Genomic DNA, 24,849 nt, shown 5'->3' with positions numbered 1-24,849 from the left:
GGGGCCCCCCGGTGGGCGGGGGGCCTCGCCGCGGCCCCACCTTTGGCGCAATTGCGGGGGGCGCGGGGGGGGCCCCCCCCCCCCCCCACCAAAAGGGGTGAACGGTCGTAACTTTCCCGCACGGGGCGCGTTTTGTCGCGCTAGGAGATCGAACAGCCACCCCTCGTCAGGCTCTCGGCGTCGGCGACGGTCCGCGCGCCCCTGGGGTGAACCACGCGCCCGGCGTGAGCCGCTTCCGCGAAGTGAACCAGCGCCCCGACGTGAGCCGCGGTCGGCCGGTCACCTCTTCGGGTACGCCCGTCAGCTCTTCGGGTACGCCCAGGGGTTGGGCCGGCAGCTGATGCCGTCGTACTCCAGGAACTTGGTCTGCTGCTGCATCACCGGGGCTAGATCGCCGTCCTTGTCACAGGTCACGTGGTTGTAGCCGAGGCGGTGGCCGATCTCGTGGTTGATCAGCATCTGGCGGTAGGCGTGAAGGGCGTCGCCGTACGTCTCCGCGCCCTGGGCCCAGCGATAGGCGTTGATCATCACGCGTTCGGTGGCCGCCGAGTCGCAGGAGACGTTGTCCACCGTGGTGTCCAGGCCCGACTTGGCACACCACTCGGCAGTGGTGCCGGGGCTGGCCAGGGTGATCACGAAGTCCGGGCGGCCGGAGTGGATGCGTTCGAAGGTACGGGCACCGTTGTGCGCCCAGCTCCGGTCGTCGTTGAGGGTGCGGTGCACCGCCTCGGCGAAGAGCTCGGCGTCGAGGCCGAGTCCCTTCTCCACGTCCACCCGGTAGGTGATCTTCTGCCCGGTGCCCGGCCCCTTGGCGATGCCGGGCACCGCTTCGAACTCCCCGGACCCGGTGAGATCGGGACTGAGCCGATACCTGCTGTCCATCCGCTGCTCGTAGCTCAGCGCCATCTCGGCGCCGGGCGCCCCCGGGGTCTCCCGGTCGTCCCCGCGCGAGGCGGAGTCGCGGACGTCCCGCGCCTGGTCGGTGGCGGACTGGGCCCGTACGTCTGCACCGTCGCGTTCGTCGGTGACCTGGCCGGCCACGACGACGGCCAGCACAGTGGTGACGGCGGCGGCCGCGATGCCGGTGAACGCCCGGCCCTTGCCGCCCTTCGCCTGTGCGGGCGCGCCGGTGGGCGGTGCGTCGTCGTCATCGTCGCCCGCCGGCGTGCCGGTGGCGGGGGCGGAGTCCCAGTCGGTGACGGCGGCGTAGGGGTCCGCCGGGTGCGCGGTGGCGGGCGGGCGCGGGGCGGAGGTGCGCGGCGTGAAGAGGTCGTCGTCCTCGCCGAAGGCGTCGAGGTAGTCCTGCCGCGGCCCACCGGAGGGCGTCTGCCGCGGCCCACCGGAGGGTGCCTGGCGGGGGCCTGCGGGAGGCGCCTGCCGCTGCCGCGGCAGCGGCGCGACGACCGGCATGCCGTACCCGGCCCCGGCCACCGTCCGTCCCGTCAACGTCCCCCAGCCACCACCGGGTTCCCGCTGTTCCGGGTGCCCCCCGCGGGCCTGCGGGGCGCCACGGGCGGGGGTACCGTGCGGAGGCCGCGGGACACCGTGAGCGGGCGTTCCCTCCGACAGCCGGGGCACACCGTGCGAGGGGGTTCCCTCCGGCATCCCGGGCACACCGTGCGCGGGGGTTCCCTCCGGCAGCCGGGGTACACCGCGCGCGGGGGTGCCGTCGAACGCGCGCGGCACTCCCCGCGGGGGCGTGCCCTCCGGCATGCGCGGGACGCCCCGTGACGGTGTCCCGTCCGGAAGCCAGCCCTCCGGAAGACGCGGCACCCCAACGGTCGGCCCCCCGGCGGTCGGCGTCCCGTGCGGCGGAGTTCCGTGCGGCGGAGTGCCGTACCCGGGACGGTCGTAGGCGGGGTGGCGGTACGCGGGAGTCCCCTGCGGGATTCCGTACGGCCCCGGACCACCGGCGGGACGCGGCCCGGGGACCGTCGCCTGTCGGCCGGTCTGCCCGGCAGCGGGTGCCGCTCCGGGCCCAGGCGCACCGTCCCCACGCGCCTCGCGGGCTTCCCGTTCCCCTCCCCGGCCGTCCCGTACCGCGGCTGCGTCCGCGCCGTCGCCCTTGGGGGCGGGTCCACGGCGGCTGTGGCGTCCCACGTCGCGCCTCAGCCCCTCACGTTGTCGGCGGTGGCCCCGCCGTCCAAGGCCTCGCGCGCACCGGTGTCGGCGGCCGAGCCCCGGGCGCCCTGCGCGCCCGGTTTCCCAGTATCCCCCTGATCGACGGATTCCGTTGCGTCCGCGAGGAGTTCGCGGAACGCGAGGGCCACCGTCTCGGGATACTCCATCATGGCCACGTGCCCGGCGTCCGGCAGTGTCACCAGTCGGGAGTCCCGAAACGCGCGAGCCGCCCGCTGGGCCATGCGGAAGCCGACGAGCTGGTCACGGCCGCCGTAGACGAGCAGGGTCGGCGCGAGCACCCGCTCCGCCTGGCGCCACAGCCCCTGCTGGCCACCCAGGGTGTACGCGTTGACGAGCCCCCGCGCGGAGCGCGCCATCGCGTCCCAGAAGTACGGCAGGCGCAGGCGCCGCTCCATCTCCTGCACGGCGTGGCGGAACCCGTCCGGGCTCACCCGCGCGGGGTCTCCGTAGCAGAGCGCCATGACTCCGCGCACGCGCTGCTCCGCCGTCCACTCCCGGGTGATCCGGGTGAAGAGTGCCGCCACCCCGGGCACCGCCAGCAGCCCGGTCGGCACCGCGGTGCGCTGCACGCGCAGCTCCGGCAGGGCCGGGGAGACGAGCGTCAGGGTCCGTACGAGGTCGGGGCGCACGGCGGCCACACGTGTGGCGACCGCGCCGCCCAGCGAGTTGCCGAACAGGTGCACCGGACCGCGCCGGGCGGTGTCGAGGTAGCGGATGACCGCTCGCGCGTGCGCCGTGATCGAGTAGTTGCCGTCGTCCGGGGGCGGGGAGTCGCCGAACCCCGGCAGGTCGACGGCCTCGCTGTCGACCACGTCGTCCAACAAGGGCATCAGCGCCGACCAGTTCTGCGAGGAACCGCCGAGTCCGTGGATGTACAGCGCGGGCGGCAGGTCCTCACGGTCGGGCTTGCGGGCCCGCACCGACAGCGTGACGCCCGGCATCTGGACCGACCGGAGTCGCTCGCCCTCCGCGACCCTGACGGCGGCCACCTTGGGCAGCACGTTTGCGGGCGGCACGGACGGCAGCTCGGTCGAAGACATGCGGCAATGTTACGAGACGATCACGCGGGGGTTCATGTGTCCGCCGTCACAGCAGTGGGCACGGCGGCCTCGGTCACCCGGATCCGGGGTGCACATCGCGTCACCTCGGGGCCGCGGATCGCATAGCGTCCGGATCGGGTGTCTCCTAGGCTCGTGCAGAGGGCACCCGCATGTGGCCCCTGCATGCCCAGGGACGTTCGTAGGAAGGGAGCCCAGCATGGCCGTAGACCCGACCGATCCCGAGACGTTCGAGGACGAGGACGCTCGCGAGACCGAGGAGTTCGATGTCGAAGCCCCAGAGGTCGACGCGGCCGAACAGCACGCGGACGTCAAGCCGGACCGCGACGACCCGCTGACCGGGGTGGATCCCGACCGCGCCAACGAGGCCGACCTCGTGGAACAGGCCAGGGTCGTGTCACTCGACGAGGACGACTACCGGTGACGAGGACGCCACGGAGGGCGTCACGGAGCAGGAGGGAGGACGCTTCTTGCCCGCTCTGACACCTTTTGAAACTCCCCGCGCCGCTTTCGCCGCCGCCCGGTACGTGAAATCCTGCGCTCTCACCGCGCACACCACGGTTACCGAAAAGTACGATGGCGGCGCGGCTCACACCGCATGTGGACGACTATGGGAGGCGGCGTGACAGCCATCGAGCAGACAGAGGCGGTTCGCCCGCGGGGCACACGCCTGCCGCGCCGTGCCCGACGGAACCAGCTGCTGGGGGCCGCCCAGGAAGTGTTCGTGGCGCAGGGGTACCACGCGGCCGCGATGGACGACATCGCCGAGCGCGCCGGCGTCAGCAAGCCGGTGCTCTACCAGCACTTCCCGGGCAAGCTCGACCTCTACCTCGCGCTGCTGGACCAGCACTGCGAGTCGCTGATCCAGTCGGTGCGGCACGCACTCGCGTCGACGACCGACAACAAGCAGCGGGTCCGGGCGACCATGGACGCCTACTTCGCGTACGTGGAGGACGACGGCGGCGCGTTCCGCCTGGTCTTCGAGTCGGACCTGACGAACGAGCCCGCCGTGCGCGAGCGGGTCGACAAGGTCACCAACGACTGCGCGGAGGCGATCTGCGACGTCATCGCCGAGGACACCGGGCTGTCCCGCGCCGAGTCGATGCTGCTGGCCTCGGGTCTGGGCGGTCTCGCCCAGGTGGTGGCGCGGTCCTGGCTGCACAGCGACCGGAGCGTGCCGCGCGATCAGGCGGTGCAGTTGCTGACCTCGCTGGCCTGGCGGGGCATCGCCGGCTTCCCCCTGCACGGCAGCGAGCAGCAGCACTAGGGGAACACCGGCGGAACACCGGCTGCGGTGTGTTCCCGCCGGCTGTTCGCTCCTGGCGTGGTCGTGCGGAGCGTGTACGTCCCCTCACCGGGCTAATGTGTGCTGGTACGGCGCGGAAGGTCGCGCACTTCACTGACCGTCGGAGGGACATAGCCGTGGAGGTCAAGATCGGCGTGCAGCACGCGCCCCGCGAGATCGTTCTGGAGAGCGGTCAGAGCGCCGAGGAGGTCGAGCGCGTGGTGGCCGAGGCGCTGGCCGGGAAGTCGCAGCTGCTGAGCCTCGTGGACGAGCACGGCCGTAAGATCCTGGTCCCGGCCGACCGCCTCGCGTATGTGGAGATCGGCGAGCCTGCCCCGCGCAAGGTGGGCTTCGGCGCGCTGTAGGCGCGGCGACCGGCGGATGCCGGAAGACGAGGGAAGGGCCCGGCGGGCGGACACCGCCGGGCCCTTCCGCGTCCACGGGCCGTCCCCGAGGTTTCGTTCCGCAGGGTGTCGTGCCCCGGGAACGCGCGGCCGGTCGGGGACCGCCCTGCGAAGCGGCCCTCCACCGGAGGGACGGCGCACGACTCCCTCACCGGGGAGGATTGCATTCCGCAGGCCACGGGTAGGACGGGCTAGGACCGAAGTGAGCAGGCCGGCCATGTGGGAGGGACCCCGACATGCTCTTGGAAGCGCTCAGCTCCGCGATCCTCGGCCTCGCTCTGGCGTGGGCGGCGACGCGCCGCCTGCCGCACCGCCTGCCCGCCCGTGCACTGGTGCTGCCGACCGGCGTGGCGGGAGCGCTCCTCGGTGCCTTCCTCACGCACACGGCCCTGGACGCCGGGAACCTGCCGACGGTGCTGCTCGGTGCCGTGATCGTCTCCGTGGCGTCACTGTCGCTGCTGCTGCGCCCGGCGGGCAGACTGCGCCGCCGGTCGGCGACCGCTTGAGGGGTCGCCGCAGGCGGCGCGAGCGTGATTCCGGCGTGAGCCGTGAGCCCCGTGACCCGCGGGGCACGGTACGACGTGAGCCGTGACACCCGTGATCCACGACGCCCGGGGGCACCGGGTGCCGCGCGAGCGGTGACGTGCCGCTCGCCTCTCAGGCCGCGAGTCCCAGCGCCGCCATCCGCTTGGTGTGCGCCTCGGTGATCCGGGAGAACATCTTGCCGACCTCCGCGAGGTCGAAGCCGTCGGCGACACCGCCCACGAGCATCGTGGACAGCGCGTCCCGGTCCGCGACCACCCGCTGGGACTGGGACAGGGCCTCGCCCATCAACCGCCGCGCCCACAGCGCCAGCCGTCCGCCCACGCGCGGGTCGGCGTCGATCGCCGCGCGGACCTTCTCGACGGCGAAGGTGGCGTGCCCGGTGTCGTCCAGCACCGCAAGGATCAGGTCACGGCTGTCGGAGTCCAGGCGGGCCGCGACCTCCCGGTAGAAGTCACTGGCGATGGAGTCGCCGACATAGGCCTTGACGAGCCCCTCCAGCCAGTCGGAGGGCGCCGTCTGCTTGTGGAAGCCGTCGTAGGCGGCGACGAAGGGCTCCATCGCGCGCGTCGGCTCCTCGCCGATCTCGGCCAGCCGGTCGCGCAGCCGCTCGAAGTGGTGGAACTCGGCCGAGGCCATCTTCGCCAGCTCCGCCTTGTCCGCCAGCGAGGGCGCCAGTTTGGCGTCCTCCGCGAGCCGCTCGAACGCCGCGAGCTCCCCGTACGCGAGCGCACCGAGCAGGTCCACGACAGCGGCGCGGTACTGCGGATCGGCGGAGGCGGCCGCCCAGTCCAGGGCGGCTACGCCGGTGTGTCCGGCGGTGGTGTCGGGGGTGTCCGCGGCGTGGTCAGGCTTGTCAGAGCTCGTCATGAAGCGCACAATAGCCCGCTCTCCCCACGTCGTAAGGTCCTGGTCAGACAGTGTGACGACGACTACGTGACCAAATCGGCCATCGCATGTGCGCGAATCCGGGGTATGGTGGTAATGCGCCTGCTGAGCACTCTGACGTACTCGACAGGCCGCATGTATGAGGATGCCCGGTCGGTGGCCCGATCGGCTCCGACCCGACAGCCCTCCCTGACCGTACGGCACTTCGCGTACGACGATCGGAGGGAACCCTCAGCGGTACGAGCGCTAGAGCGTCGGCAGTGGTCCCGTGCCCTACGGCACCGCCCGTAAGGCAGCCGACGTCCCCGGCACGGTCCCTACACGACCCCCCGCGCTCGCCTCGCACCGCGCACACAGAAGAGGCAGCACCCTGACTACGACGTTCCGAGAGCTCGGGATCCTCCCCGAGACCGCCGAGGCCCTGGAAGCCGTCGGCATCATCACTCCCTTCCCCATCCAGGAGATGACGCTCCCCGTGGCCCTGTCCGGGACCGACGTCATCGGCCAGGCCAAGACCGGCACCGGCAAGACGCTGGGCTTCGGTCTTCCGCTCATCGAGCGCGTGACCGTCCCCGCGGACGTGGAGGCGGGCCGCGCGAAGCCCGAGGACCTCACCGACGCCCCGCAGGCGCTCGTCGTCGTCCCCACGCGCGAACTGTGCACCCAGGTCACCAACGACCTCCTCACCGCGGGCAAGGTGCGCAATGTGCGCGTCACCGCGATCTACGGCGGCCGGGCCTACGAGCCCCAGGTGGAGGCCCTGAAGAAGGGCGTCGACGTGATCGTCGGCACCCCGGGCCGGCTGCTGGACCTCGCGGGCCAGAAGAAGCTGAACCTGAACCACGTCAAGGCCCTCGTCCTCGACGAGGCCGACGAGATGCTCGACCTGGGCTTCCTGCCCGACGTCGAGAAGATCATCAATCTGCTTCCGGCCCGCCGCCAGACCATGCTGTTCTCGGCGACCATGCCGGGCGCGGTGATCGGGCTCGCCCGCCGCTACATGTCGCAGCCCACGCACATCCGCGCCACGACGCCGGACGACGAGGGCGCCACGGTCGCGAACACCACGCAGTTCGTCTACCGCGCGCACAACATGGACAAGCCGGAGATGGTCGCGCGCATCCTCCAGGCCGAGGGCCGCGGACTGGCCATGATCTTCTGCCGCACCAAGCGCACCGCCGCCGACCTCGCCGACCAGCTCAAGCAGCGCGGCTTCGCCTCCGGCGCGGTCCACGGCGACCTGGGGCAGGGCGCCCGCGAGCAGGCGCTGCGCGCCTTCCGCAACGGCAAGGTGGACGTGCTCGTGTGCACCGACGTCGCCGCCCGCGGCATCGACGTCGAGGGTGTGACCCACGTCATCAACTACCAGTCGCCGGAAGAGGAGAAGACGTACCTGCACCGCATCGGCCGTACGGGCCGCGCGGGCGCGAAGGGTACGGCGATCACGCTGGTCGACTGGGACGACATCCCGCGCTGGCAGCTGATCAACAAGGCCCTGGACCTGGGCTTCGGCGACCCGCCGGAGACGTACTCCACCTCCCCGCACCTCTTCGGCGACCTCGGTATCCCGGAGGGCACGAAGGGCGTCCTGCCGCGCTCCGAGCGCACCCGCGCCGGACTCGACGCGGAGGAGCTGGAGGACCTGGGCGAGCCGGGCGGGCGCGGCCCGCGCGGACGCGGTGGACGCGGCGGCGGCCGGGACGAGTCCCGCTCCGCCGACAGCGAGCGCCCGACCCGTACGCCGCGCCGTCGCCGCCGTACGCGCGGGGGTACGCCGCTGGACGAGACGGCCCAGCCGGTGACCGGCGGTGCTTCGGCCGAGCCCACGGCGACCGAGGGCGGGGAGGACGCGGGGGCCGACACGGCCACGCGCACCCCGCGCCGCCGCCGCCGGATGCGCGGCGGGGTCCCCGCCGAGGCCGCGACGCCGACGGCGAGCGCCGCCGAGGCGGCGCAGAGCGCTGTGGCCACGGCCGAAGGCACCACCGGGGACCCGGACAGCCCGGACACCGTCGACGCCGCCCCGGCGAAGCCGCGCCGCCGCCGCACCCGCGGCAAGGCCGCCGGGCCGGCCGAGGTCACGCCGTCGGCCGAGGAGACCACGGCGACCGTGACCGCTCCGGCCGCGGACGCCGCGGTGGCCACGGAGCCCGAGGCCGCCGTCACCGAGCCGCGCCGCCGCACCCGTACGCGCAAGGCCACGGCCGCCGAAACCGCGGTCGACACGGCCGGGGGGACCGCGGAGCCGGCGGCGGAGTCCACGCCCGCCGCCACGCCGCGCCGCACCCGCAAGGCCACCACCGCCGCCCAGAAGCCGGCGGAGACGGCCGGAACGGCGGAGACGGTGACCACGGAGGCAGCGGAGGCCGAGGCCAAGCCCAAGACCCGCCGCACCCGCAAGGCCACCGCCACCACGGAGCCCACGGACGCGGTGGGGACGGCGCTCGACACGGCCGAGGGCACGGACGCCAAGCCGCGCCGCCGCACCCGCAGGGCCGCCACCACGGTCGCCGAGATCCCGGCGCAGACGGCTCCCGAGTCGGCCGAGGCCGTCGAGACCGTCGAGGCCAAGCCCCGGCGTACCCGGAAGGCCGCCGCCAAGGCCGAGTCGGCCGTCGACACGGCGGAGGCCACGGAGGCCAAGCCGCGCCGCACCCGCAAGGCCGCCACCGCCGCCCAGAAGCCGGCGGAGACGGTGACCACGGAGGCAGCGGAGACCGAGGCCAAGCCCAAGACCCGCCGCACCCGCAAGGCCACCGCCACCACGGAGCCCACGGACGCGGCGGAGACGGCGCTCGACACGGCCGAGGGCACGGACGCCAAGCCGCGCCGCCGCACCCGCAAGGCCGCCACCACGGTCGCCGCGACCGTCGCCGAGATCCCGGCGCAGGCCACGGAGGCCAAGCCCCGCCGCACCCGCAAGGCCGCCACCGCCGCCCAGAAGCCGGCGGAGACGGTGACCACGGAGGCAGCGGAGACCGAGGCCAAGCCCAAGACCCGCCGCACCCGCAAGGCCACCGCCACCACGGAGCCCACGGAGCCCGCGGAGGGCTGACCGACCGATCCCGACGGCCCGTTCCCACCCTCCAGTGGGCGCGGGCCGTCGGCGTATCCGCCCCCGTAGGCGAGGGCGGGGGACCGTGCCCCGGACGTCGCCCAGCGACGTCCCTGTCCCCGCCCGCTAGTCTCACCCCGTGACCAGCCACCCCACCTCCCCCACGTCCGGCTCCCCCACCTCCCCCGCACCGCCGCCCGGCACACGGGCGTACTCCCTGTCCACCTGCCGCGGGAACTTCGCCGTCGTCGACGTGCCGGCGGCCGACCCGGCCCGGGAGAAGGGAGTCGCTCTGCTGCTGCCCGGGTTCACCGGGAGCAAGGAGGACTTCGCGCTGGTGCACGGGCCGCTCGCCGCACGCGGATACCGCAGTGCCGCCGTCGACCTTCGCGGACAGCACGAGTCGGACGGACCCGACGACGAATCGGCCTACGCGCAGGAGGAGTTGGCGCGGGACGTGCTCGCACAGGCCGAGGCCCTAGGGTGCGGGCCCGTGCACCTCGTGGGGCACTCGCTCGGCGGCCAGATCGCCCGTGCCGCGGTGCTCCTGGACCACTCCCCCTTCCGCTCGCTCACCCTGATCGCCTCGGGTCCTGGACGGATCTCCTCCTCCCAGGAGCAGCGTGTCAAACTGCTGCGGGACGCGCTCGCGGTGATGTCCATGGAGGAGTGCTGGGAGGCGATCCTGGCGATGGGCCCGCCGGAGGAGGTCGGCGGTCCGGCGCGCGGCATAGGCGGCCAGGAGCAGTTGCGGCGCCGCTGGTTGAGCACGAAGCCCGCGCAACTGCTCGCCACGGGGCGGCAGCTGTGCTCCGAGCCGGACCGGGTGGCGGAACTGGCCGCGGTGCCCCTGCCGTTCCACGTGCTGTCCGGTGAGCAGGACGACACCTGGCCGGTGACGACGCTCGACGACATGGCCGTACGGCTCGACGCGCACCGCACGGTCGTCGCCGGTGCCGAGCACTCGCCCAACGCCGACCGGCCCACCCCGACCGCCCATGCCCTCGCCGACTTCTGGGACCGGCTGCGCACCGACGCCGCCAACGGCTAGTACTGCGTCTGCAGGTGGTCCCAGAAGCCGTCACGCAGGGCGCGCCGCAGGTCCGCCTGGCCGCGCAACGAGTACTGGAGCATCCCTTCCGCCTCCACCAGGAGGTCCTGGTCCACCGATCCGGGCAGGTAGGGGTGCCCGGGAAGCAGTTCCACCAGGGCGTCCCGGCCGCGGGCGACGAGCCACTTCGCCGCGATCTGGGCGCCGACGAAGCGGACGTCCTCGCGGGTGGGCCGACCGGCCGTGGCCTCGAAGGCGGCGGTGCGCCGGGAGACGTAGGGCTTGAAGAAGTCGAGGTCGAGGGTGCGCTGGCTGTCGACCTCCCACAGCAGCGGCTCGGCCTGGTTGCGGCCCTCGGGCGCCTCGATGCCCCACAGGTGGACCCGGGCGCCGTACCCCTGGGCCGCCTCGACCGCGGAGACCAGATCCTCGTCGCCGCCCAGCAGGGCCGCGTCGCTGATGGCGCGGTGCCGGGCCAGTGACTCCAGGTCGGAGCGGATCAGGGAGTCGACGCCCTTCTGCTGGTTGTTGGCGTTGAGGTTGCCGAGGCGGACCTTGACGTCGGGGAGTTCCGCGATGGACTGCTGCTCCGCCGTGTGGATGCGGCGCCGGGCGCCGTCGTACCAGTAGACGCGCAGCAGCCGGCTGTCGGCGAAGACGGTGCGGGCCCGGTCGATCAGCGCGTCGATGAGCCCCTCGGCGTCGAGGTCGAAGGCCCTGCGGTCCTCGGTCCCGGCCACGAGCCGGCCCGCCGCCGCGTAGAGGTAGCCGGCGTCGACGAAGATCGCGTGCGTGGAGGGAGTCTTGGCGACCTCGGCGAGCATGCGCTGGAGCAGCTCGTTCGTGCGGTCGATGCGGGCGGCGAGCGCCGGGAGGTCGTCGTTCATCGACTCCATTGTCCCGGCGGTCACACTACGGACACAACCGGTCCCATGCGGTCTTCCTGCAAACACTTACCGGTCAGTATTTAGTCGATCGAAAAATTTCCTTAGCGTAGGGAATGTTTGTACCGCGCAGCTCGTTGCACACGTATGGAACGCGGGCCCGACCGGCCCGTGGGCCGTCCGCCGAGTAGTTCTCCTTCAGGAGGATGACCAGACGAAGGGAGAAGCCCCATGCGCTTCGAAATCATGCGACTCGACGATGTCGACGGCACGCCCGTGGACACCACCGTCGTGGACGCCGCCTCCGTCAACCGCATCGTTCAGCAGGCCGCCTCCATCGGACAGCGCCTGTGGATCCGCCCGGCCGCCACCACGGCCTCGTAACGCCGTACCGCGCCGGGACCGGTACCGGGTCCCCTTTCGCATGCTTGGGAAAAGCCCCCGTACCGGTTCCTTAGGTGCGGGGGCTTGGTGCGCGTCCGGGCGCGAGGTCAGGCGCCCCGGACGACCTGGGTGACCCCGTTGATGATCTGCTGCACGGCGATCGCGGAGAGCATCATGCCCGCCAGGCGCGTCACCAGGACCACCCCGCCGTCCTTGATGATCCGGATGATCAGCAGCGAGTAGCGCATCACCAGCCACAGCACGACGTGGATGGCGAGGATCGCCGACCACACCGAGACCTGCGTGGCGACGCTGTCCGCCTTCTGCACGGCCAGGATCACCGACACGATCGCACCGGGCCCCGCGAGCAGCGGCATGCCGAGCGGCACCAGGGCGACGTTGACGTCCTTGGTCTGCTGCGGCTCGTCCGTCTTGCCGGTGAGCAGGTCGAGGGCGATCAGCAGGAGCAGCAGCCCGCCCGCGATCATCAGCGCGGGCACGGACACGTGCAGGTAGTTCAGGATCTGGTGGCCGAGGAGCCCGAAGACGGCGATGACGCCACCGGCCACACAGACGGCCTGGAAGGCCATCCGCTTCTGCACCTTACCCGGACGGCCGGCGGTCAGGGCGAGGAAGGTCGGGGTGATCCCGGGGGGATCCATGATGACGAAAAGGGTCAGGAAGAGAGAGCCGAAGACGGCGAGGTCGAACATGAGCGCCTTGCTGAGGAACGAAGTGAGGACGGCGGGGGCGGGCCTCAGACTCCGCCGGTCCCCGGCACCGGGAACGCCCCGGTCGCGCGCCGCGTGATCTCGCCGTACACCTCGGGGTCCGTCATGAACTCGCCGAGCACGCAGGTCTTGCGGCTGCCGTGGTAGTCGCTGGACCCGGTCACCAGGAGCCCCAGCTCCTTGGCCAGGCCGCGCAGCCGCGCCCGGGTGTCGGGGTCGTGGTCCATGTGGTCGACCTCCAGGCCGTCGAGCCCGGCCTCGGCCAGCTCGGCGATCGCCGACTCCGGCACGGTCCGGCCCCGCTTGCTCGCGGCCGGGTGGGCGAACACGGCGACGCCGCCCGCACCCTTGATCAGCCGGAGCGCCTGGAAGGGGTCGGTCTCGTGCTTCTCCACGTACGCACGGCCGCCGTCGGCCAGCCACTCCGGCGTGAAGGCGTCATTCACCGTCGGCACGACACCCAGCTCCACCAGGGCCGTGGCGACGTGCGGCCGCCCCACCGAGCCGTCGCCGGCGATCCTCGCGACCTGCTCCCAGGTGAGGGGGACGCCCAGCGCGTTCAGCTTGGCGATCACGGCCTGGGCGCGCGGCACCCGGTCGTCCCTGACCAGCTCGCGCTCGGCGAGCAGGGCCGGCTCCTCGGGGTCGAAGAGGTAGGCCAGCATGTGCATGCTGACGCCGTCGAGGCGGCACGAGAGCTCGGCGCCGGTGACCAGGGTGAGCCCGGCGGGCAGGACGGCCAGCGCCTCGGCGTGCCCCCGGGTGGTGTCGTGGTCGGTCAGGGCGACCACGTCGAGCCCGGCGGAGGCGGCCTTGCGGACCAGCTCCGCGGGCGTGTCCGTGCCGTCGGACGCGGTGGAGTGGGTGTGCAGGTCGATACGCACGACGCGTTACTCCAAGCGGGTGACGGGCGGACCGGGACGCTTCAGGATAACCGGATTTTCGCCAGCGTCTGTCACACCCGAACCCACGGTGCGCCCCCTACACCCCCCGTGTGAACCGCCCGCACCCCACGGGCACCCCACCTGAGCCCGGCCGACGGGACCGGCTACGCCTCCAGCAGCCTGGGCGAGAGCGCCCCGCACGGCACCAGTTCCAGCTCGGCGCCCGCGTCGCGCAGGTCGGTGAGGACCAGTTCGTCGTACAGCAGCAGCCCGGACTGCTCCGGCCACACCACCGCCCACAGCCACATGCCGAGCGCCTCGCCCGCGAAGACGGCGCGGTCGTCCGGCGTCTTGGCGACGTGCCAGAGCGGGGTCGGACGGCCGGCGGCGAGCACCTTGGCCTGGGCCGGTTTGTCGACGTCCATGTACGGACCCGGGTCCGGACCGTCGATGCCGGCGTAGCGGGCCCCGAGGCCGACGCCGAGTTCCTCGGCCACCAGGACGAGCTCCCCCATGCCGCCGAGCGGCCCGGGTCCGGTGCACGCGACGGCGGTGGCACGGCCTCCGCTGCGGTCGTCACCGGCGCTGGCCACTCCGGTGAACAACCAGCCCACGGGCAGCGGCCACGGCATCCACACCGGCACCTCGGTGCGGTGCACGACCACGTCGAGGGCCTCGACGCTCGGCGGTATCACGGGCTGGAGCGGGTGCACGGTGCCGTGCACATCGCACTGCCACGCATCGGAGAAGAGGCCGGGAGCCCTGACCCGGCCACCACACTTCGGGCAACTGGGTTCGCCCCTCATAGAGCCCCACGGTCCTACCCCTGCCGCGTCACGTCAAGGACGATCACCCGTCCGGACGGAACCGGCCGCGCGAATTCCCGGGTCCCCCTCGCGGCGGACTGCGCGCGGGTGAGCTTGCTCACTCCAACGGGACGGACCTGCGGGCGGGATCCCTCAGGTCCGTGCCCTGCGACAGCCAGCGTTCCTGGAGGGCCTGGGCGCCGTGCACGCGCTTCCAGGCGGCCTCGTTCGGCGTCATGGGCAGCAGGGGCAGGAACCGCACGGGGTCCAGAGGCGCGTCGAGCTCCAGGTCCTCGACCAGACCGCCCGGTTCGGCGACCAGCACCGAGGTGAACGGGGCGCCGGGCCACAGCGGCTCCCCCACGTCGAGGGAGGCACCGGGCGCCACGACCACGCCCTCGACCTGCGGCGAAGCGGCCAGCACGGCGAGCGGCCGGAGCACCTTGTCGGTGTCGGCGGAGCCCGCCCGGACCGACAGGACCAGCTCGATGCGCGGACCCCTGACCGGGTCGGCGACCACGGCGGTCGGGTCGGTCATGGGCTGTGCGGACATGCCGAGCGTGGCGTAGCGCAGGACGTCGTCCTCGCGGAAGCGCAGCACCTCGATGCGGTCCGTGCCCAGGAAGGTGACCGCCGCCCGCGCGTCCGGCTCGCCCAGCGCCATCCGCAACCGGGCTTCCACCAGAGGAAGAACATCTGCCATGCGGCGAGCATAGAACTCGTCAGTACCGGGCAAAGCAGCGCCTTGACACACCGGCCGGCTGATACTCTGGGCCGGTGGTTCGGGGCAGCACGCAGAAGCGTTCGGTTCAAGCCCCGACGCCGATGTGACTCTCCCCGTCCTACGGGGGAATCCCCCACGGGGATCGTGGATCGTCCCTCACGAGGGACCGGCCGGAGGAGGTGGGACTGGCATGGACCGAAGTCGACCGTGCAGTACCACGCGCTCTTCCGCCCGCTGATGTAGCCGCTTCTTTCTCTGGCTGCCGCCTCTCGCATTCGCGTCTTCATCGGAAGAGCACTTCGTTTCGTTCTGCCTGATCTGCCCCAGTAGCTGTATCAGCGACGAAGCCCGCCACCGCGACGGTGCGGTGCTCCCCGCTTTGTGGACGTGCCAAACATCCGCAGTCAGGACGTCCTCATTCCGGGTGGTTCCACCCGTCGTACCGGCGCCTTTCGTTGCCCGTCTGCGAAGGAGCCCGCCATGTCGATGATCCGCGACCTGCGCGCCGTGGTCCGTCCCTCCCGCGTCTCGCTGCGCAAGGAAAGCGGCCCGTACGACACCACGCGCGACCCCGCGACGACCACCGCCGTGGTCGACTGCGCCGTCTACCGCGACGGCCGCCGCGTGGACACGGAGGGGCCGCTGAGCCCGCAGGAGGCGATGCGTCTGGTGCGCCGCGACGGGGGCTTCGTGTGGATCGGTCTGCACGAGCCGACGGAGGCCGAATTCGCCGGGATCGCCCGGGAGTTCGGGCTGCACCCGCTGGCCGTCGAGGACGCCGTCCAGGCCCACCAGCGGCCCAAGCTCGAGCGCTACGACGACTCGCTGTTCACGGTCTTCAAGACCATCCACTACCTCGACCACGACCGGCTCAACTCCAGCAGCGAGGTGGTGGAGACCGGCGAGGTGATGTGCTTCACCGGCCGGGACTTCTTCATCACCGTCCGGCACGGCGGCCAGGGCTCGCTGCGGGCGCTGCGCCACCGGCTCCAGGACGACCCGGAGCTGCTGGCCAAGGGCCCCTCGGCGGTGCTCCACGCCATCGCCGACCACGTCGTCGACGGCTACATCGCGGTCGCCCACGCGGTGCAGGACGACATCGACGAGGTCGAGACGGAGGTGTTCTCGCCGGGCCGCAAGGGCACGCCGCGCGGCACTGACGCCGGCCGGATCTACCAACTCAAGCGCGAGGTGCTGGAGTTCAAGCGCGCGGTGTCGCCGCTGCTGCGGCCCATGCAGCTGCTGAGCGAGCGGCCGATGCGGCTGGTCGACCCGGACATCCAGAAGTACTTCCGCGACGTCGCCGACCACCTCGCCCGCGTGCAGGAGCAGGTCGTCGGCTTCGACGAGCTGCTGAACTCCATCCTCCAGGCCAATCTGGCGCAGGCGTCCGTCGCGCAGAACGAGGACATGCGCAAGATCACCTCGTGGGCCGCGATCATCGCCGTGCCGACGATGGTGTGCGGGGTGTACGGCATGAACTTCGACTACATGCCCGAGACCCACTGGAAGTACGGCTATCCGCTGGTCCTCGGGATCACGGTGGCCATCTGTCTGGGCATCCACCGCACCCTCAAGCGCAACGGCTGGCTCTGAGGGGCCCCTGGATAGGCTGGGCACATGACAAGCGAGCTGCTCGACCGGGCCCTCATCGAGGAGGCCACCAAGAAGTCCGGCCTCGTCTGGGTCAGGGGACCCGGCGTCCCGGCCCGTGCGCTGTGGCACGTGTGGCACGAGGGTGCCGCGTGCGTCGTCGGCGACGGCACCGGGGAACAGCCGCTGCCCGGACTGACCGACGGCGCCGAGGCGGCGGTGACCGTGCGCAGCAAGGACAAGGGCGGCCGGCTGGTCTCCTGGACCGCACGGGTGGTGGAACTGGCCGCCGGGTCCGAGGAATGGCAGGCGACGGTCGCCGAACTGAAGGGCAAGCGGCTGAACGCCCCCGACGGCGAGGCCATGACGGAGCGCTGGGCCCGCGAGTGCCGGGTCCTGCGGCTGGAGCCGACGGGCGGTACGGCGCCCCTGCCCGACGGCTCCCTGGCCGAGGCCCCGCTGCCGACCCCGGCCACGACCCGCCGGCCGATCCCGGCCGGGCTCCCCCGGTTGCTGCTGAAGCGGAAGCGCCGGCGGGGCTAGCGACCCGGACAGGGCTCCCGGACCCTGCTAGGAGGCCGGGAGCTGCTGGCCGTAGTCCAGGGTCTCGTCCTTGGCCGGCTTCTCCAGGGGGAAGTCGTCGCCCCACGCCGAGAACGTGAGGGTGCCCGCCTTGCCCGCCCGCACCAGGCGCAGCGGGTACGGCGTGCCCTCGAGAGCGACGTCGAGCGTGCCGCCGGAGCCCTTGTCGCCGGTGATGCGGATGGTGCGGACGCCCGCCTGCTTGTGGTGGCCGTCCGTGGCCAGGGTGCCGTGCAGCGTCAGCAGACCGTCGAGGAGGACGTCCTTGTCCGTGAAACCGTTGAACTTCTTGTACGCGGGGTCGCTCTCGGGCACCTTCACGTACTTCTCGGCGAGCTTGCCGGCCGCCGCCGCGTCCGCCGTGCCGTCGCCCTGGCCGTCCTCGTGACCCCAGAACTCGGCACCGGCCTTGAGGAACAGCTCGTCGTCGATCCGCAGCAGGCGGAACGTCTCCCCGCGGGCGGTGACCGACCCGACGGCGCCCTCGGACTTCAGCCGCATGTCGAGCGTGTACGTGCGGCCCCCGGCGGCCACCGTGCCGTGCAGCCGGACCGTGTCGACGGATGCGGCCGCCTTCTGCGCCTTCCGCTGGATCTGGTCGGCGGGAAGCCGGCCGACGCCGTTGGTGCCCTCGTTCGGATCCTCGGAGCACCCGGTGAGCCCCGTCCCCGTCACGATCAGTGCCCACACGGCGCTCACCAGCGCGGCCCTGCGGGTACGGCCCTGGGAGATCGGAATCACAGGTGGGGCTGCCTCTCTGACGGGGGACCTGAACGGCGTACCGCAGGGTACCGGGGCCATGGGCGGTGGGCGGACCCCGACCGTCCGGTGCCGCCGCAAGAGCAGGGCCGAACGGGACGGGCTAGCCTGAACCCCACCCGAGCGGGCAATCCGGAAAACAAACGCAGCAGGCAGTACGACGCAACGACACACCCCGCACGCAAAGGAGCCGCCGCCATGGCAGCGGGCGCCCCCCGGTTCTTCGTCTCGCACCTCTCCGGTGTCGCCGTGTTCGATCCGGCCGGCGACCAGGTGGGGCGGGTGCGCGATCTGGTCGTCATGCTGCGGGTCGGCCGACGCCCGCCCAGGCTGCTCGGCCTGGTGGTCGAACTCGCCACCCGGCGCCGCATCTTCCTGCCCATGACCCGGGTGACCGCCGTGCAGTCCGGCCAGGTCATCACCACTGGTGTGCTCAACGTCCGGCGCTTCGAGCAGCGGCCCACCGAACGGCTCGTCTTCGGCGAACTGCTGGACCGGCGGGTGACGCTGGTGGAGAGCGGCGAGGAGGTCACCGTCCTCGACCTGTCGGTGCATCAGCTGCCGGCCCGCCGCGAGTGGGAGATCGACCGCGTCTTCGTACGCAAGGGCAGGAAGAGCGGGGCGTTCCGGCGCAGCAGGGGCGAGACGCTGACCGTCGAGTGGAGCGCGGTCACCGGCTTCTCGCTGGAGGAGCACGGGCAGGGCGCCGAGAACCTGCTCGCCACCTTCGAGCAGCTGCGCCCCGCCGACCTGGCCAACGTCCTGCACCACCTGTCCGCCAAGCGCCGCGCCGAGGTGGCCGCCGCCCTCGACGACGACCGCCTGGCCGACGTGCTCGAGGAGCTGCCCGAGGACGACCAGATCGAGATCCTCGGCAAGCTGAAGGAGGAGCGCGCCGCCGACGTCCTGGAGGCCATGGACCCGGACGACGCGGCCGACCTGCTCGCCGAGCTCCCGGAGGAGGACAAGGAGCGGCTGCTGAGCCTGATGCAGCCCGGGGACGCGGCCGACATGCGGCGCCTGATGTCGTACGAGGAGCACACCGCGGGCGGTCTGATGACGACCGAGCCGATCGTGCTGCGGCCCGACGCGACCGTCGCCGACGCGCTCGCCCGGATCCGCAACCCCGACCTGTCCCCGGCGCACGCCGCCCAGATCTACGTCTGCCGCCCGCCGGAGGAGACGCCGACCGGCAAGTACCTGGGCACGGTGCACTTCCAGCGGCTGCTGCGCGACCCCCCGTACACGCTGGTGGGCTCGATCCTCGACGACGACCTCCAACCGCTGGAGCCGGACGCCGCGCTGCCGGTGGTGGCCGGGTTCTTCGCCACGTACGACATGGTGGCGGCACCCGTGGTCGACGAGGCGGGTTCACTGCTGGGCGCGGTCACCGTGGACGACGTGCTGGACCACATGCTGCCCGACGACTGGCGCGAGACCGAGTTCCACCTCGACCAGGAGGTGCCGGCCGATGGCTCCTGAGCGTGAGGGCGTGCGCGAGCGCGTGCCGTCGGGCGCCACGGCCGCGGGCCGGCCGCGCGCCCCCCGGCTGGACCAGCCGCGCCCCGCCCGGCGGCGGCTGCTGCCGGAGTGGGACCCGGAGGCCTTCGGACGGCTGTCGGAGCGCATCGCGCGCTTCCTGGGCACCGGGCGGTTCATCGTCTGGATGACGATCGTCATCATCCTGTGGGTGGTGTGGAACGTCTCCGCGCCGCGGGGGCTGCGGTTCGACGAGTACCCGTTCATCTTCCTGACCCTGATGCTGTCCCTCCAGGCGTCCTACGCGGCCCCGCTGATCCTTCTCGCGCAGAACCGGCAGGACGACCGGGACCGGGTCAATCTGGAGCAGGACCGCAAGCAGAACGAGCGGTCGATCGCGGACACCGAGTACCTGACCCGGGAGGTGGCCGCGCTGCGCATCGGGCTCGGGGAGGTCGCGACCCGGGACTGGATCCGCTCTGAGCTCCAGGACCTCATCAAGGAACTCGACGAACACGGGAACGGACACCGGGAACATCACGGCACATTCCCGGCCATGCGGGCGGAACGGCCACCGGGACGTGACGCAGAAGACCACTGACGGACTTACCGGGGGGTATACCGGGCGCCGTACCATCGTCCCTATGGCTACGGAAGACGCGGTGCGCGAAGCACTGGCGACGGTGAACGACCCCGAGATCAACCGGCCCATCACCGAGCTGGGCATGGTCAAATCGGTGGAGATCGGCTCGGACGGGGCGGTCGCGGTGACCGTGTACCTGACCGTCTCCGGCTGCCCCATGCGGGAGACGATCACGCAGCGGGTGACGGACGCCGTCTCCCGGGTCGAGGGCGTCACCCGCGTCGACGTCACGCTGGACGTGATGAGCGACGAGCAGCGCAAGGAACTGGCGAACGCCCTGCGCGGCGGCCAGGCCGAGCGCGAGGTGCCCTTCGCCAAGCCGGGCAGCCTGACCCGGGTGTACGCGGTCGCCTCCGGCAAGGGCGGCGTCGGCAAGTCGTCGGTGACGGTGAACCTGGCGGCGGCGATGGCGGCGGACGGCCTGAAGGTCGGTGTCGTGGACGCCGACATCTACGGCCACTCCGTGCCCCGGATGCTGGGTGCCGACGGGCGTCCCACCCAGGTCGAGAACATGATCATGCCGCCGTCGGCGAACGGCGTGAAGGTCATCTCCATCGGCATGTTCACCCCGGGCAACGCGCCGGTCGTCTGGCGCGGCCCGATGCTGCACCGCGCGCTCCAGCAGTTCCTGGCGGACGTGTACTGGGGCGACCTGGACGTGCTGCTGCTGGACCTGCCGCCCGGCACCGGCGACATCGCCATCTCCGTGGCCCAGCTGGTGCCGAACGCCGAGATCCTGGTGGTCACGACCCCGCAGCAGGCGGCGGCCGAGGTGGCCGAGCGGGCGGGTTCCATCGCGGTGCAGACGCACCAGAAGATCGTGGGCGTGGTCGAGAACATGTCCGGCCTGCCCTGCCCGCACTGCGGCGAGATGGTCGACGTCTTCGGCACGGGCGGCGGCCAGCTGGTCGCCGACGGCCTGACCCGCACCACGGGCACCAGCGTTCCGGTGCTCGGCAGCATCCCGATCGACGTCCGGCTGCGCGAGGGCGGCGACGAGGGGCGGCCGGTCGTGCTGACCGACCCGGAGTCCCCGGCGGGCGCGGCCCTGCGCTCGATCGCGGGCAAGCTGGGGGGCCGTCAGCGCGGGCTCTCGGGGCTCTCGCTGGGGATCACCCCGAAGAACAAGTTCTGACCGGTCGCGTCCGTCGGCCCGTGGAGGGGCACCGCCTCGGTGCCCCTCTTGTCATGCGTCCCGCGCGCTGCCTCCGGCGTCCGGCGTCCCGCGCGATGCGACACGCGCACCGTGCGATGCGTATGCGTGGGCGCGCCGCGACGGGTGGCAGGCGTGCCGCCCGAACGGTCAGGCGTACTGGCCGATGTCCTTGATCACCGAGAAGCCCAGCCCGTACGCGCTCATCCCCCTGCCGTACGCGCCCACGTGCACGCCCGCCTGCGTCGACCCGGCGAGCACCCAGCCGAACTCGGACTCGCGGTAGTGGAACGGCGTCGGGACGCCGTCGACGGGCAGGGACAGCGTCGACCACTCCGCGCCCGTCAGGTCGTCCGCGAGGGCCCAGGCGGTCTCCGTCTGCTGCTCCAGCCAGTCGTCGCGCAGGGAGTGGTCCATCTGGCCGGGCCAGGTGAAGGACAGCAGCCCCACCCCGGCGAGCCACGCGGCCGAGGAGACCGAGGTGGCCTCCAGCAGTCCCGTGCCGTCCGGGCTGCGGCGCACCGGGTTGGCGGCCACCGTCACGACGACCGCGAACTTCTCCTTGGCGTCCTGGTCGGCGCCGGCCGTGTACTCGCTGCGCACCGAGGGCTCGTCACCGTGCCCCACCGACCCGTGCTCGACGGCGCCGTCGGCCGCCGTACCGACCTGCATCAGCCAGCGCGCCCCTGTGAAGGCCTCGTCGAGGCCGTACCACGGGAAGGGCGCGCTCAGGTAGCCGTCGACCGTACGCCGGGCGGAGGGGAGCTGTTGCCCACCCTCCGCGGCCGGCGCCTGCGCGACTGCCCGACTCGTCGTCTCCATGTGCCCGGACGCCTCCTCGCTCTCGTCGGACCGGGGCGGCCCGCCCCCCTTCGGGCGTCCTCGCCCGGTCCGCACAACAACTCGGCAGCATAGCCACCCCGCCGACGGGCGCCGGGAAACCGCCCGGCGCGCGGGGCGCGCCGACGTCCGGTTCGGGTCGCGCGCGGCCCGGAAGGAGTATGAAACGCGTCACGTACACCGGGGCGTGCGCGGGGGCGTGCGCCCCGTGGCGGACGGCTCAGGTGGCGTCCGCGTCGAAAGGCGGACGGTCGTCACGGGCGGGGGTCTCGGGCTTCTTCGCCATGTCCACGCGCCCCCCGCCGGAGCCGGAGGAGGCGTCGGCGTCACGGCCGTGGACGGCGTCGGTGACCTCGGCCATCTCCTTCTTCAGGTCGAAGCCGTTGCGGATCTCCTTGAGCCCCAGGTCGTCGTTGTCCATCTGCTTGCGGATGAACGTCTTGGGGTTGAGGTCCTCGAACTCGAAGTCCTTGAACTCCGGGCCGAGTTCCTGACGGATGTCCTGCTTGGCGCTCTCCGAGAAGCTCCGGATCTTGCGGATCGTGCGGGTGACGTCCTGGATGACCTTGGGGAGCTTGTCCGGACCGAAGACGAGCACGGCGAGGATGATGAGCGTCACCAGCTCGAGCGATCCTATGTCATTGAACACCTGAAGCTCCTCGCGATGCCTTCGGTCCTCGGCCCTCGGGGTGATTGCGGTCTTCCGTGGTCCGGGCCGGGTCCACGGTACCCGGGGATCCCGTTCGACCGGTACTGTCCCGGGGGCCGCGTGTGCGGGTGTGCGGGCGGATTCGCGGGGTGTTCGCCCCGCCGCAACCCGGCCGGGGCCGGCCCCTCGTGTCAGTCCCCGCCGGAGGAGCCGAGCACCAGGGAGACCGTCCGCTCCTTCCCGCCGCGCTCCAGGGTGAGTTCCAGGCGGTCCCCCGGGCGGTGCGCGCGGGTCTTGACGATCAGCTCCTCGCCGGAGTGGATCCGCCGCCCGTCGACCTCGGTGATGACGTCGCCGGGCTTGATCCCGGCCTTGTCGCCGGGGCCGCCGGTGCTGACCGGGGGGCCGCCGTCGCTGCCCTCGGTGCCGACGCGGGCGCCGTCGCCGGTGTAGTCCATGTCGAGGGTGATGCCGATCACCGGGTGGGTGGCCCTGCCGGAGTTGATCAGTTCCTCGGCGACGCGCTTGCCCTGGTTGATGGGGATCGCGAAGCCGAGCCCTATGGAGCCGGACGGGCCGCCCTCCGGGTCGGGGCCCGCACCGGCGGAGCGGATGGCGGAGTTGATGCCGATCACGCGGGCCTTGGCGTCGAGCAGCGGTCCGCCGGAGTTGCCGGGATTGATCGGCGCGTCGGTCTGCAGCGCGTCGACGTACGACACGTCGCTGCCGTCGCCCTTCTCGCCGCCGGCCGTGATGGGGCGCTGTTTGGCGCTGATGATGCCGGAGGTGACGGTGCCGGCCAGGTCGAAGGGGGCGCCGATGGCGACGACGGGGTCGCCGACGCGCACGTTGTCGGAGTTGCCGAGGGGCAGGGGGGTCAGGCCGCGCACGCCCTTGACCTTCACGACGGCGAGGTCGTACCCCTTGTCCCGGCCGACGACGGTGGCCTCGGCGGTGTCGCCGCTGTTGAAGGTCACGGTGATCTCGCCGCCGCTGCCGGCGGGCTCGACGACGTGGTCGTTGGTGAGGATGTGGCCGCGGGTGTCCAGTACGAACCCGGTGCCGGTGCCGGCCTCTCCGGCGCCGCTGACGTGCAGGGTGACCACGCTGGGCAGGGCCTGTGCGGCGATCCCGGCGACGCTCCCCGCAGGGCGCTCGACGCTCTCCTTCCCGGCCTGCGGCAGCTCGACGGTGCCGATGCCGCCGTTGCGCTCCAGATACGCACCGACGATGCCTCCGCCGACGCCCGACACGAGCGCGACGACCAGGAAGGCGCCGACGACCGTCCTCCTGGCCCGCCCGCGGCGCCGCGCTTCGCCGATCACACCGGCACCGCTCTGCTGGAGCGGCCCGACGGCCACGGGGGCCGTGGGGGCCGGGGAGGTGGCGGCGGGCCGGGAGGCGGCGGCCCAGGGGTCGTAACGGCGCCAGGGGTCGGGCGCCCGGGCCGTCGGCGCGGGTGTGACGTGCTGCTGCGACGGCGGTACGGACGTGCCGTGGGCCGGTGTGTCCGCGGGCAGCGGCGCCGTCAGGGCCGTGCCGTGCGCGGGAGTGACCGCGGGATGCTGCACCGGCGGCGCGGGCGCCCAGGGCCCCGGTTCGCCGTACGGCGGGGTGCTGTAGGGGTCGGGGTCGTGCAACGGCCGGGGGGCCTCGCCCCGAACGGCGGCGGACGGGGCCGCCGGGCCGGCCTCGCCCGGCGGCGTGAAGGCCTGCGGCGCGGGCGCGGCGGTGGGCGCCGACGCCGACGGAACGGACCCGGGTGACCCGGCGGCCAGCAACGGGACGGAGGCACCCGGGGCGACGGACTCCCCGGGCGGGGCGGATACGCCGCCCGCGCTCTCGTCGGCCCCGGTCGGTTCCGACGGGGCCGTCGGTGCCGACGGTGCCGGCGAGGAGGGCGAGCCCCCCGCGGGGCCCTCGGTGTGGTCGGTGGCCCGGAACGCTCCGGGGGATCGCGGTGCCGGGGCCGGGCTCGTGGGGCGGTCGAGTGCGTAGTCGCCCTCGGTGCCGTGCCGGGGTGCCGCGGGGCGGGCCAGTTCGTAGTCGCCGTCGTGGCCGCTGACCACGACGTGCCGGGCCTCGGGCTCGGTCCGCGCCGCCTCAGGGCGCGCCGCTTCCCCCGGTTCCGCGTCACCGTGCACGGCGTCCGCGGAGGCCGCCTCCTCCGGCTCCCCCGCTCCCGATGGGCCCTGTGGTCGAGGACGGCTCCACCACTTCGCCTTCGTGGGCTTCCCCTCGTTCATGCTCTCCCCACAGCTGGCCGCGGCACGGCTCGTCGGCGGTGGCCGCAGATCGTCGGCATCCGTGGC

24 protein-coding genes are annotated in these 24,849 nt (G+C 72.7%); 12 read left to right on the top strand and 12 right to left on the bottom strand.

Annotation, left to right across the window (positions count from 1 at the left end; translation table 11 throughout):
* Positions 1-300 precede the first annotated feature (300 nt).
* Entirely contained in the window at positions 301-2,100 is a 1,800-nt protein-coding gene (locus tag ACFYOV_RS14250) for a DUF3152 domain-containing protein (protein WP_389087016.1), read from the bottom strand.
* Between the two features lie 8 nt (positions 2,101-2,108).
* Entirely contained in the window at positions 2,109-3,182 is a 1,074-nt protein-coding gene (locus tag ACFYOV_RS14245; RefSeq protein WP_389087013.1) for an alpha/beta fold hydrolase, read from the bottom strand.
* 217 nt (positions 3,183-3,399) lie between these two features.
* On the opposite strand from ACFYOV_RS14245, the gene ACFYOV_RS14240 reads away from it, so the two are divergent.
* From ACFYOV_RS14240 to ACFYOV_RS14225, 4 genes are all read left to right on the top strand, one after another.
* Positions 3,400-3,624 (top strand): hypothetical protein, encoded by a 225-nt coding sequence (locus tag ACFYOV_RS14240; RefSeq protein WP_389087011.1) that lies wholly within the window; start codon positions 3,400-3,402, stop codon positions 3,622-3,624.
* A 198-nt stretch (positions 3,625-3,822) separates the two neighbouring features.
* A complete protein-coding gene (locus tag ACFYOV_RS14235; RefSeq protein ID WP_389087008.1) occupies positions 3,823-4,467 on the top strand; it encodes a TetR/AcrR family transcriptional regulator in 645 nt (214 codons plus the stop codon).
* Between the two features lie 155 nt (positions 4,468-4,622).
* Positions 4,623-4,850 (top strand): DUF3107 domain-containing protein, encoded by a 228-nt coding sequence (locus ACFYOV_RS14230; RefSeq protein WP_019522837.1) that lies wholly within the window; start codon positions 4,623-4,625, stop codon positions 4,848-4,850.
* A gap of 275 nt (positions 4,851-5,125) precedes the next feature.
* On the top strand, positions 5,126-5,395 hold the full coding sequence (locus ACFYOV_RS14225) for a hypothetical protein (RefSeq protein WP_389087006.1): 270 nt from the start codon (positions 5,126-5,128) through the stop codon (positions 5,393-5,395).
* A 151-nt stretch (positions 5,396-5,546) separates the two neighbouring features.
* Here the strand turns inward: ACFYOV_RS14225 and ACFYOV_RS14220 are convergent, their stop codons facing one another.
* The gene (locus ACFYOV_RS14220) at positions 5,547-6,302 is read right to left on the bottom strand and encodes a ferritin-like domain-containing protein (protein ID WP_389087004.1); all 756 of its coding nucleotides are present in this window, start codon (positions 6,300-6,302) and stop codon (positions 5,547-5,549) included.
* 481 nt (positions 6,303-6,783) lie between these two features.
* Here ACFYOV_RS14220 and ACFYOV_RS14215 point away from each other — a divergent pair, with 481 nt between their 5' ends.
* Entirely contained in the window at positions 6,784-9,375 is a 2,592-nt protein-coding gene (locus tag ACFYOV_RS14215) for a DEAD/DEAH box helicase (protein ID WP_389087001.1), read from the top strand.
* A 139-nt stretch (positions 9,376-9,514) separates the two neighbouring features.
* A complete protein-coding gene (locus tag ACFYOV_RS14210) occupies positions 9,515-10,426 on the top strand; it encodes an alpha/beta fold hydrolase (protein WP_389086999.1) in 912 nt (303 codons plus the stop codon).
* Here ACFYOV_RS14210 and ACFYOV_RS14205 read toward each other — a convergent pair.
* Entirely contained in the window at positions 10,423-11,313 is an 891-nt protein-coding gene (locus ACFYOV_RS14205) for an NYN domain-containing protein (RefSeq protein WP_389086996.1), read from the bottom strand. The genes ACFYOV_RS14210 and ACFYOV_RS14205 overlap by 4 nt on opposite strands.
* Before the next feature lie 228 nt (positions 11,314-11,541).
* Between ACFYOV_RS14205 and ACFYOV_RS14200 the strand changes: the two genes are divergently transcribed.
* A complete protein-coding gene (locus ACFYOV_RS14200) occupies positions 11,542-11,694 on the top strand; it encodes a hypothetical protein (RefSeq protein WP_389086994.1) in 153 nt (50 codons plus the stop codon).
* Between the two features lie 107 nt (positions 11,695-11,801).
* Here ACFYOV_RS14200 and ACFYOV_RS14195 read toward each other — a convergent pair whose 3' ends face one another.
* The 4 genes from ACFYOV_RS14195 to ACFYOV_RS14180 form a co-directional block, all read right to left on the bottom strand.
* Positions 11,802-12,407: a MarC family protein gene (locus tag ACFYOV_RS14195; RefSeq protein WP_389086991.1), complete on the bottom strand. Its 606-nt coding sequence runs from the start codon at positions 12,405-12,407 to the stop codon at positions 11,802-11,804.
* 44 nt (positions 12,408-12,451) lie between these two features.
* On the bottom strand, positions 12,452-13,309 hold the full coding sequence (locus tag ACFYOV_RS14190; RefSeq protein ID WP_389086989.1) for a PHP domain-containing protein: 858 nt from the start codon (positions 13,307-13,309) through the stop codon (positions 12,452-12,454).
* Positions 13,310-13,473: 164 nt separating this feature from the next.
* A complete protein-coding gene (locus ACFYOV_RS14185; protein ID WP_389086986.1) occupies positions 13,474-14,115 on the bottom strand; it encodes a DUF6758 family protein in 642 nt (213 codons plus the stop codon).
* A gap of 118 nt (positions 14,116-14,233) precedes the next feature.
* Positions 14,234-14,818 (bottom strand): suppressor of fused domain protein, encoded by a 585-nt coding sequence (locus ACFYOV_RS14180; protein ID WP_389086984.1) that lies wholly within the window; start codon positions 14,816-14,818, stop codon positions 14,234-14,236.
* Between the two features lie 501 nt (positions 14,819-15,319).
* Here ACFYOV_RS14180 and ACFYOV_RS14175 point away from each other — a divergent pair.
* Both ACFYOV_RS14175 and ACFYOV_RS14170 read left to right on the top strand, forming a co-directional pair.
* Positions 15,320-16,435: a magnesium and cobalt transport protein CorA gene (locus ACFYOV_RS14175; RefSeq protein ID WP_389086981.1), complete on the top strand. Its 1,116-nt coding sequence runs from the start codon at positions 15,320-15,322 to the stop codon at positions 16,433-16,435.
* A gap of 24 nt (positions 16,436-16,459) precedes the next feature.
* The gene (locus ACFYOV_RS14170; RefSeq protein ID WP_389086979.1) at positions 16,460-16,975 is read left to right on the top strand and encodes a hypothetical protein; all 516 of its coding nucleotides are present in this window, start codon (positions 16,460-16,462) and stop codon (positions 16,973-16,975) included.
* Between the two features lie 27 nt (positions 16,976-17,002).
* On the opposite strand, the gene ACFYOV_RS14165 is transcribed toward ACFYOV_RS14170, so the two are convergent.
* Positions 17,003-17,755, bottom strand: a complete 753-nt coding sequence (locus ACFYOV_RS14165; protein WP_389086976.1) for a hypothetical protein — start codon at positions 17,753-17,755, stop codon at positions 17,003-17,005.
* Positions 17,756-17,971: 216 nt separating this feature from the next.
* Between ACFYOV_RS14165 and ACFYOV_RS14160 the strand changes: the two genes are divergently transcribed.
* The 3 genes from ACFYOV_RS14160 to ACFYOV_RS14150 are packed head-to-tail and all read left to right on the top strand — an operon-like array spanning position 17,972 to position 21,030.
* Positions 17,972-19,255 (top strand): magnesium transporter MgtE N-terminal domain-containing protein, encoded by a 1,284-nt coding sequence (locus tag ACFYOV_RS14160; protein WP_389086974.1) that lies wholly within the window; start codon positions 17,972-17,974, stop codon positions 19,253-19,255.
* A complete protein-coding gene (locus ACFYOV_RS14155) occupies positions 19,245-19,853 on the top strand; it encodes a DUF1003 domain-containing protein (RefSeq protein WP_389086971.1) in 609 nt (202 codons plus the stop codon). The genes ACFYOV_RS14160 and ACFYOV_RS14155 overlap by 11 nt, the downstream gene beginning before the upstream one ends.
* A gap of 43 nt (positions 19,854-19,896) precedes the next feature.
* Entirely contained in the window at positions 19,897-21,030 is a 1,134-nt protein-coding gene (locus tag ACFYOV_RS14150; RefSeq protein ID WP_389086969.1) for an Mrp/NBP35 family ATP-binding protein, read from the top strand.
* A 168-nt stretch (positions 21,031-21,198) separates the two neighbouring features.
* Here ACFYOV_RS14150 and ACFYOV_RS14145 read toward each other — a convergent pair whose 3' ends face one another.
* From ACFYOV_RS14145 to ACFYOV_RS14135, 3 genes are all read right to left on the bottom strand, one after another.
* Positions 21,199-21,870, bottom strand: a complete 672-nt coding sequence (locus tag ACFYOV_RS14145) for a hypothetical protein (protein ID WP_389086966.1) — start codon at positions 21,868-21,870, stop codon at positions 21,199-21,201.
* A gap of 238 nt (positions 21,871-22,108) precedes the next feature.
* A complete protein-coding gene (locus tag ACFYOV_RS14140) occupies positions 22,109-22,537 on the bottom strand; it encodes a sec-independent translocase (protein ID WP_389086964.1) in 429 nt (142 codons plus the stop codon).
* Positions 22,538-22,728: 191 nt separating this feature from the next.
* A complete protein-coding gene (locus ACFYOV_RS14135; protein ID WP_389086961.1) occupies positions 22,729-24,783 on the bottom strand; it encodes a trypsin-like peptidase domain-containing protein in 2,055 nt (684 codons plus the stop codon).
* Positions 24,784-24,849: the final 66 nt, after the last annotated feature.

Source organism: Streptomyces sp. NPDC005931, assembly GCF_042871235.1.
In the GTDB taxonomy this organism is placed as follows: domain Bacteria; phylum Actinomycetota; class Actinomycetes; order Streptomycetales; family Streptomycetaceae; genus Streptomyces.
The sequence above is the reverse complement of the archived record's forward strand: the minus strand, read 5'-3'. Positions and strand labels throughout refer to the sequence as shown.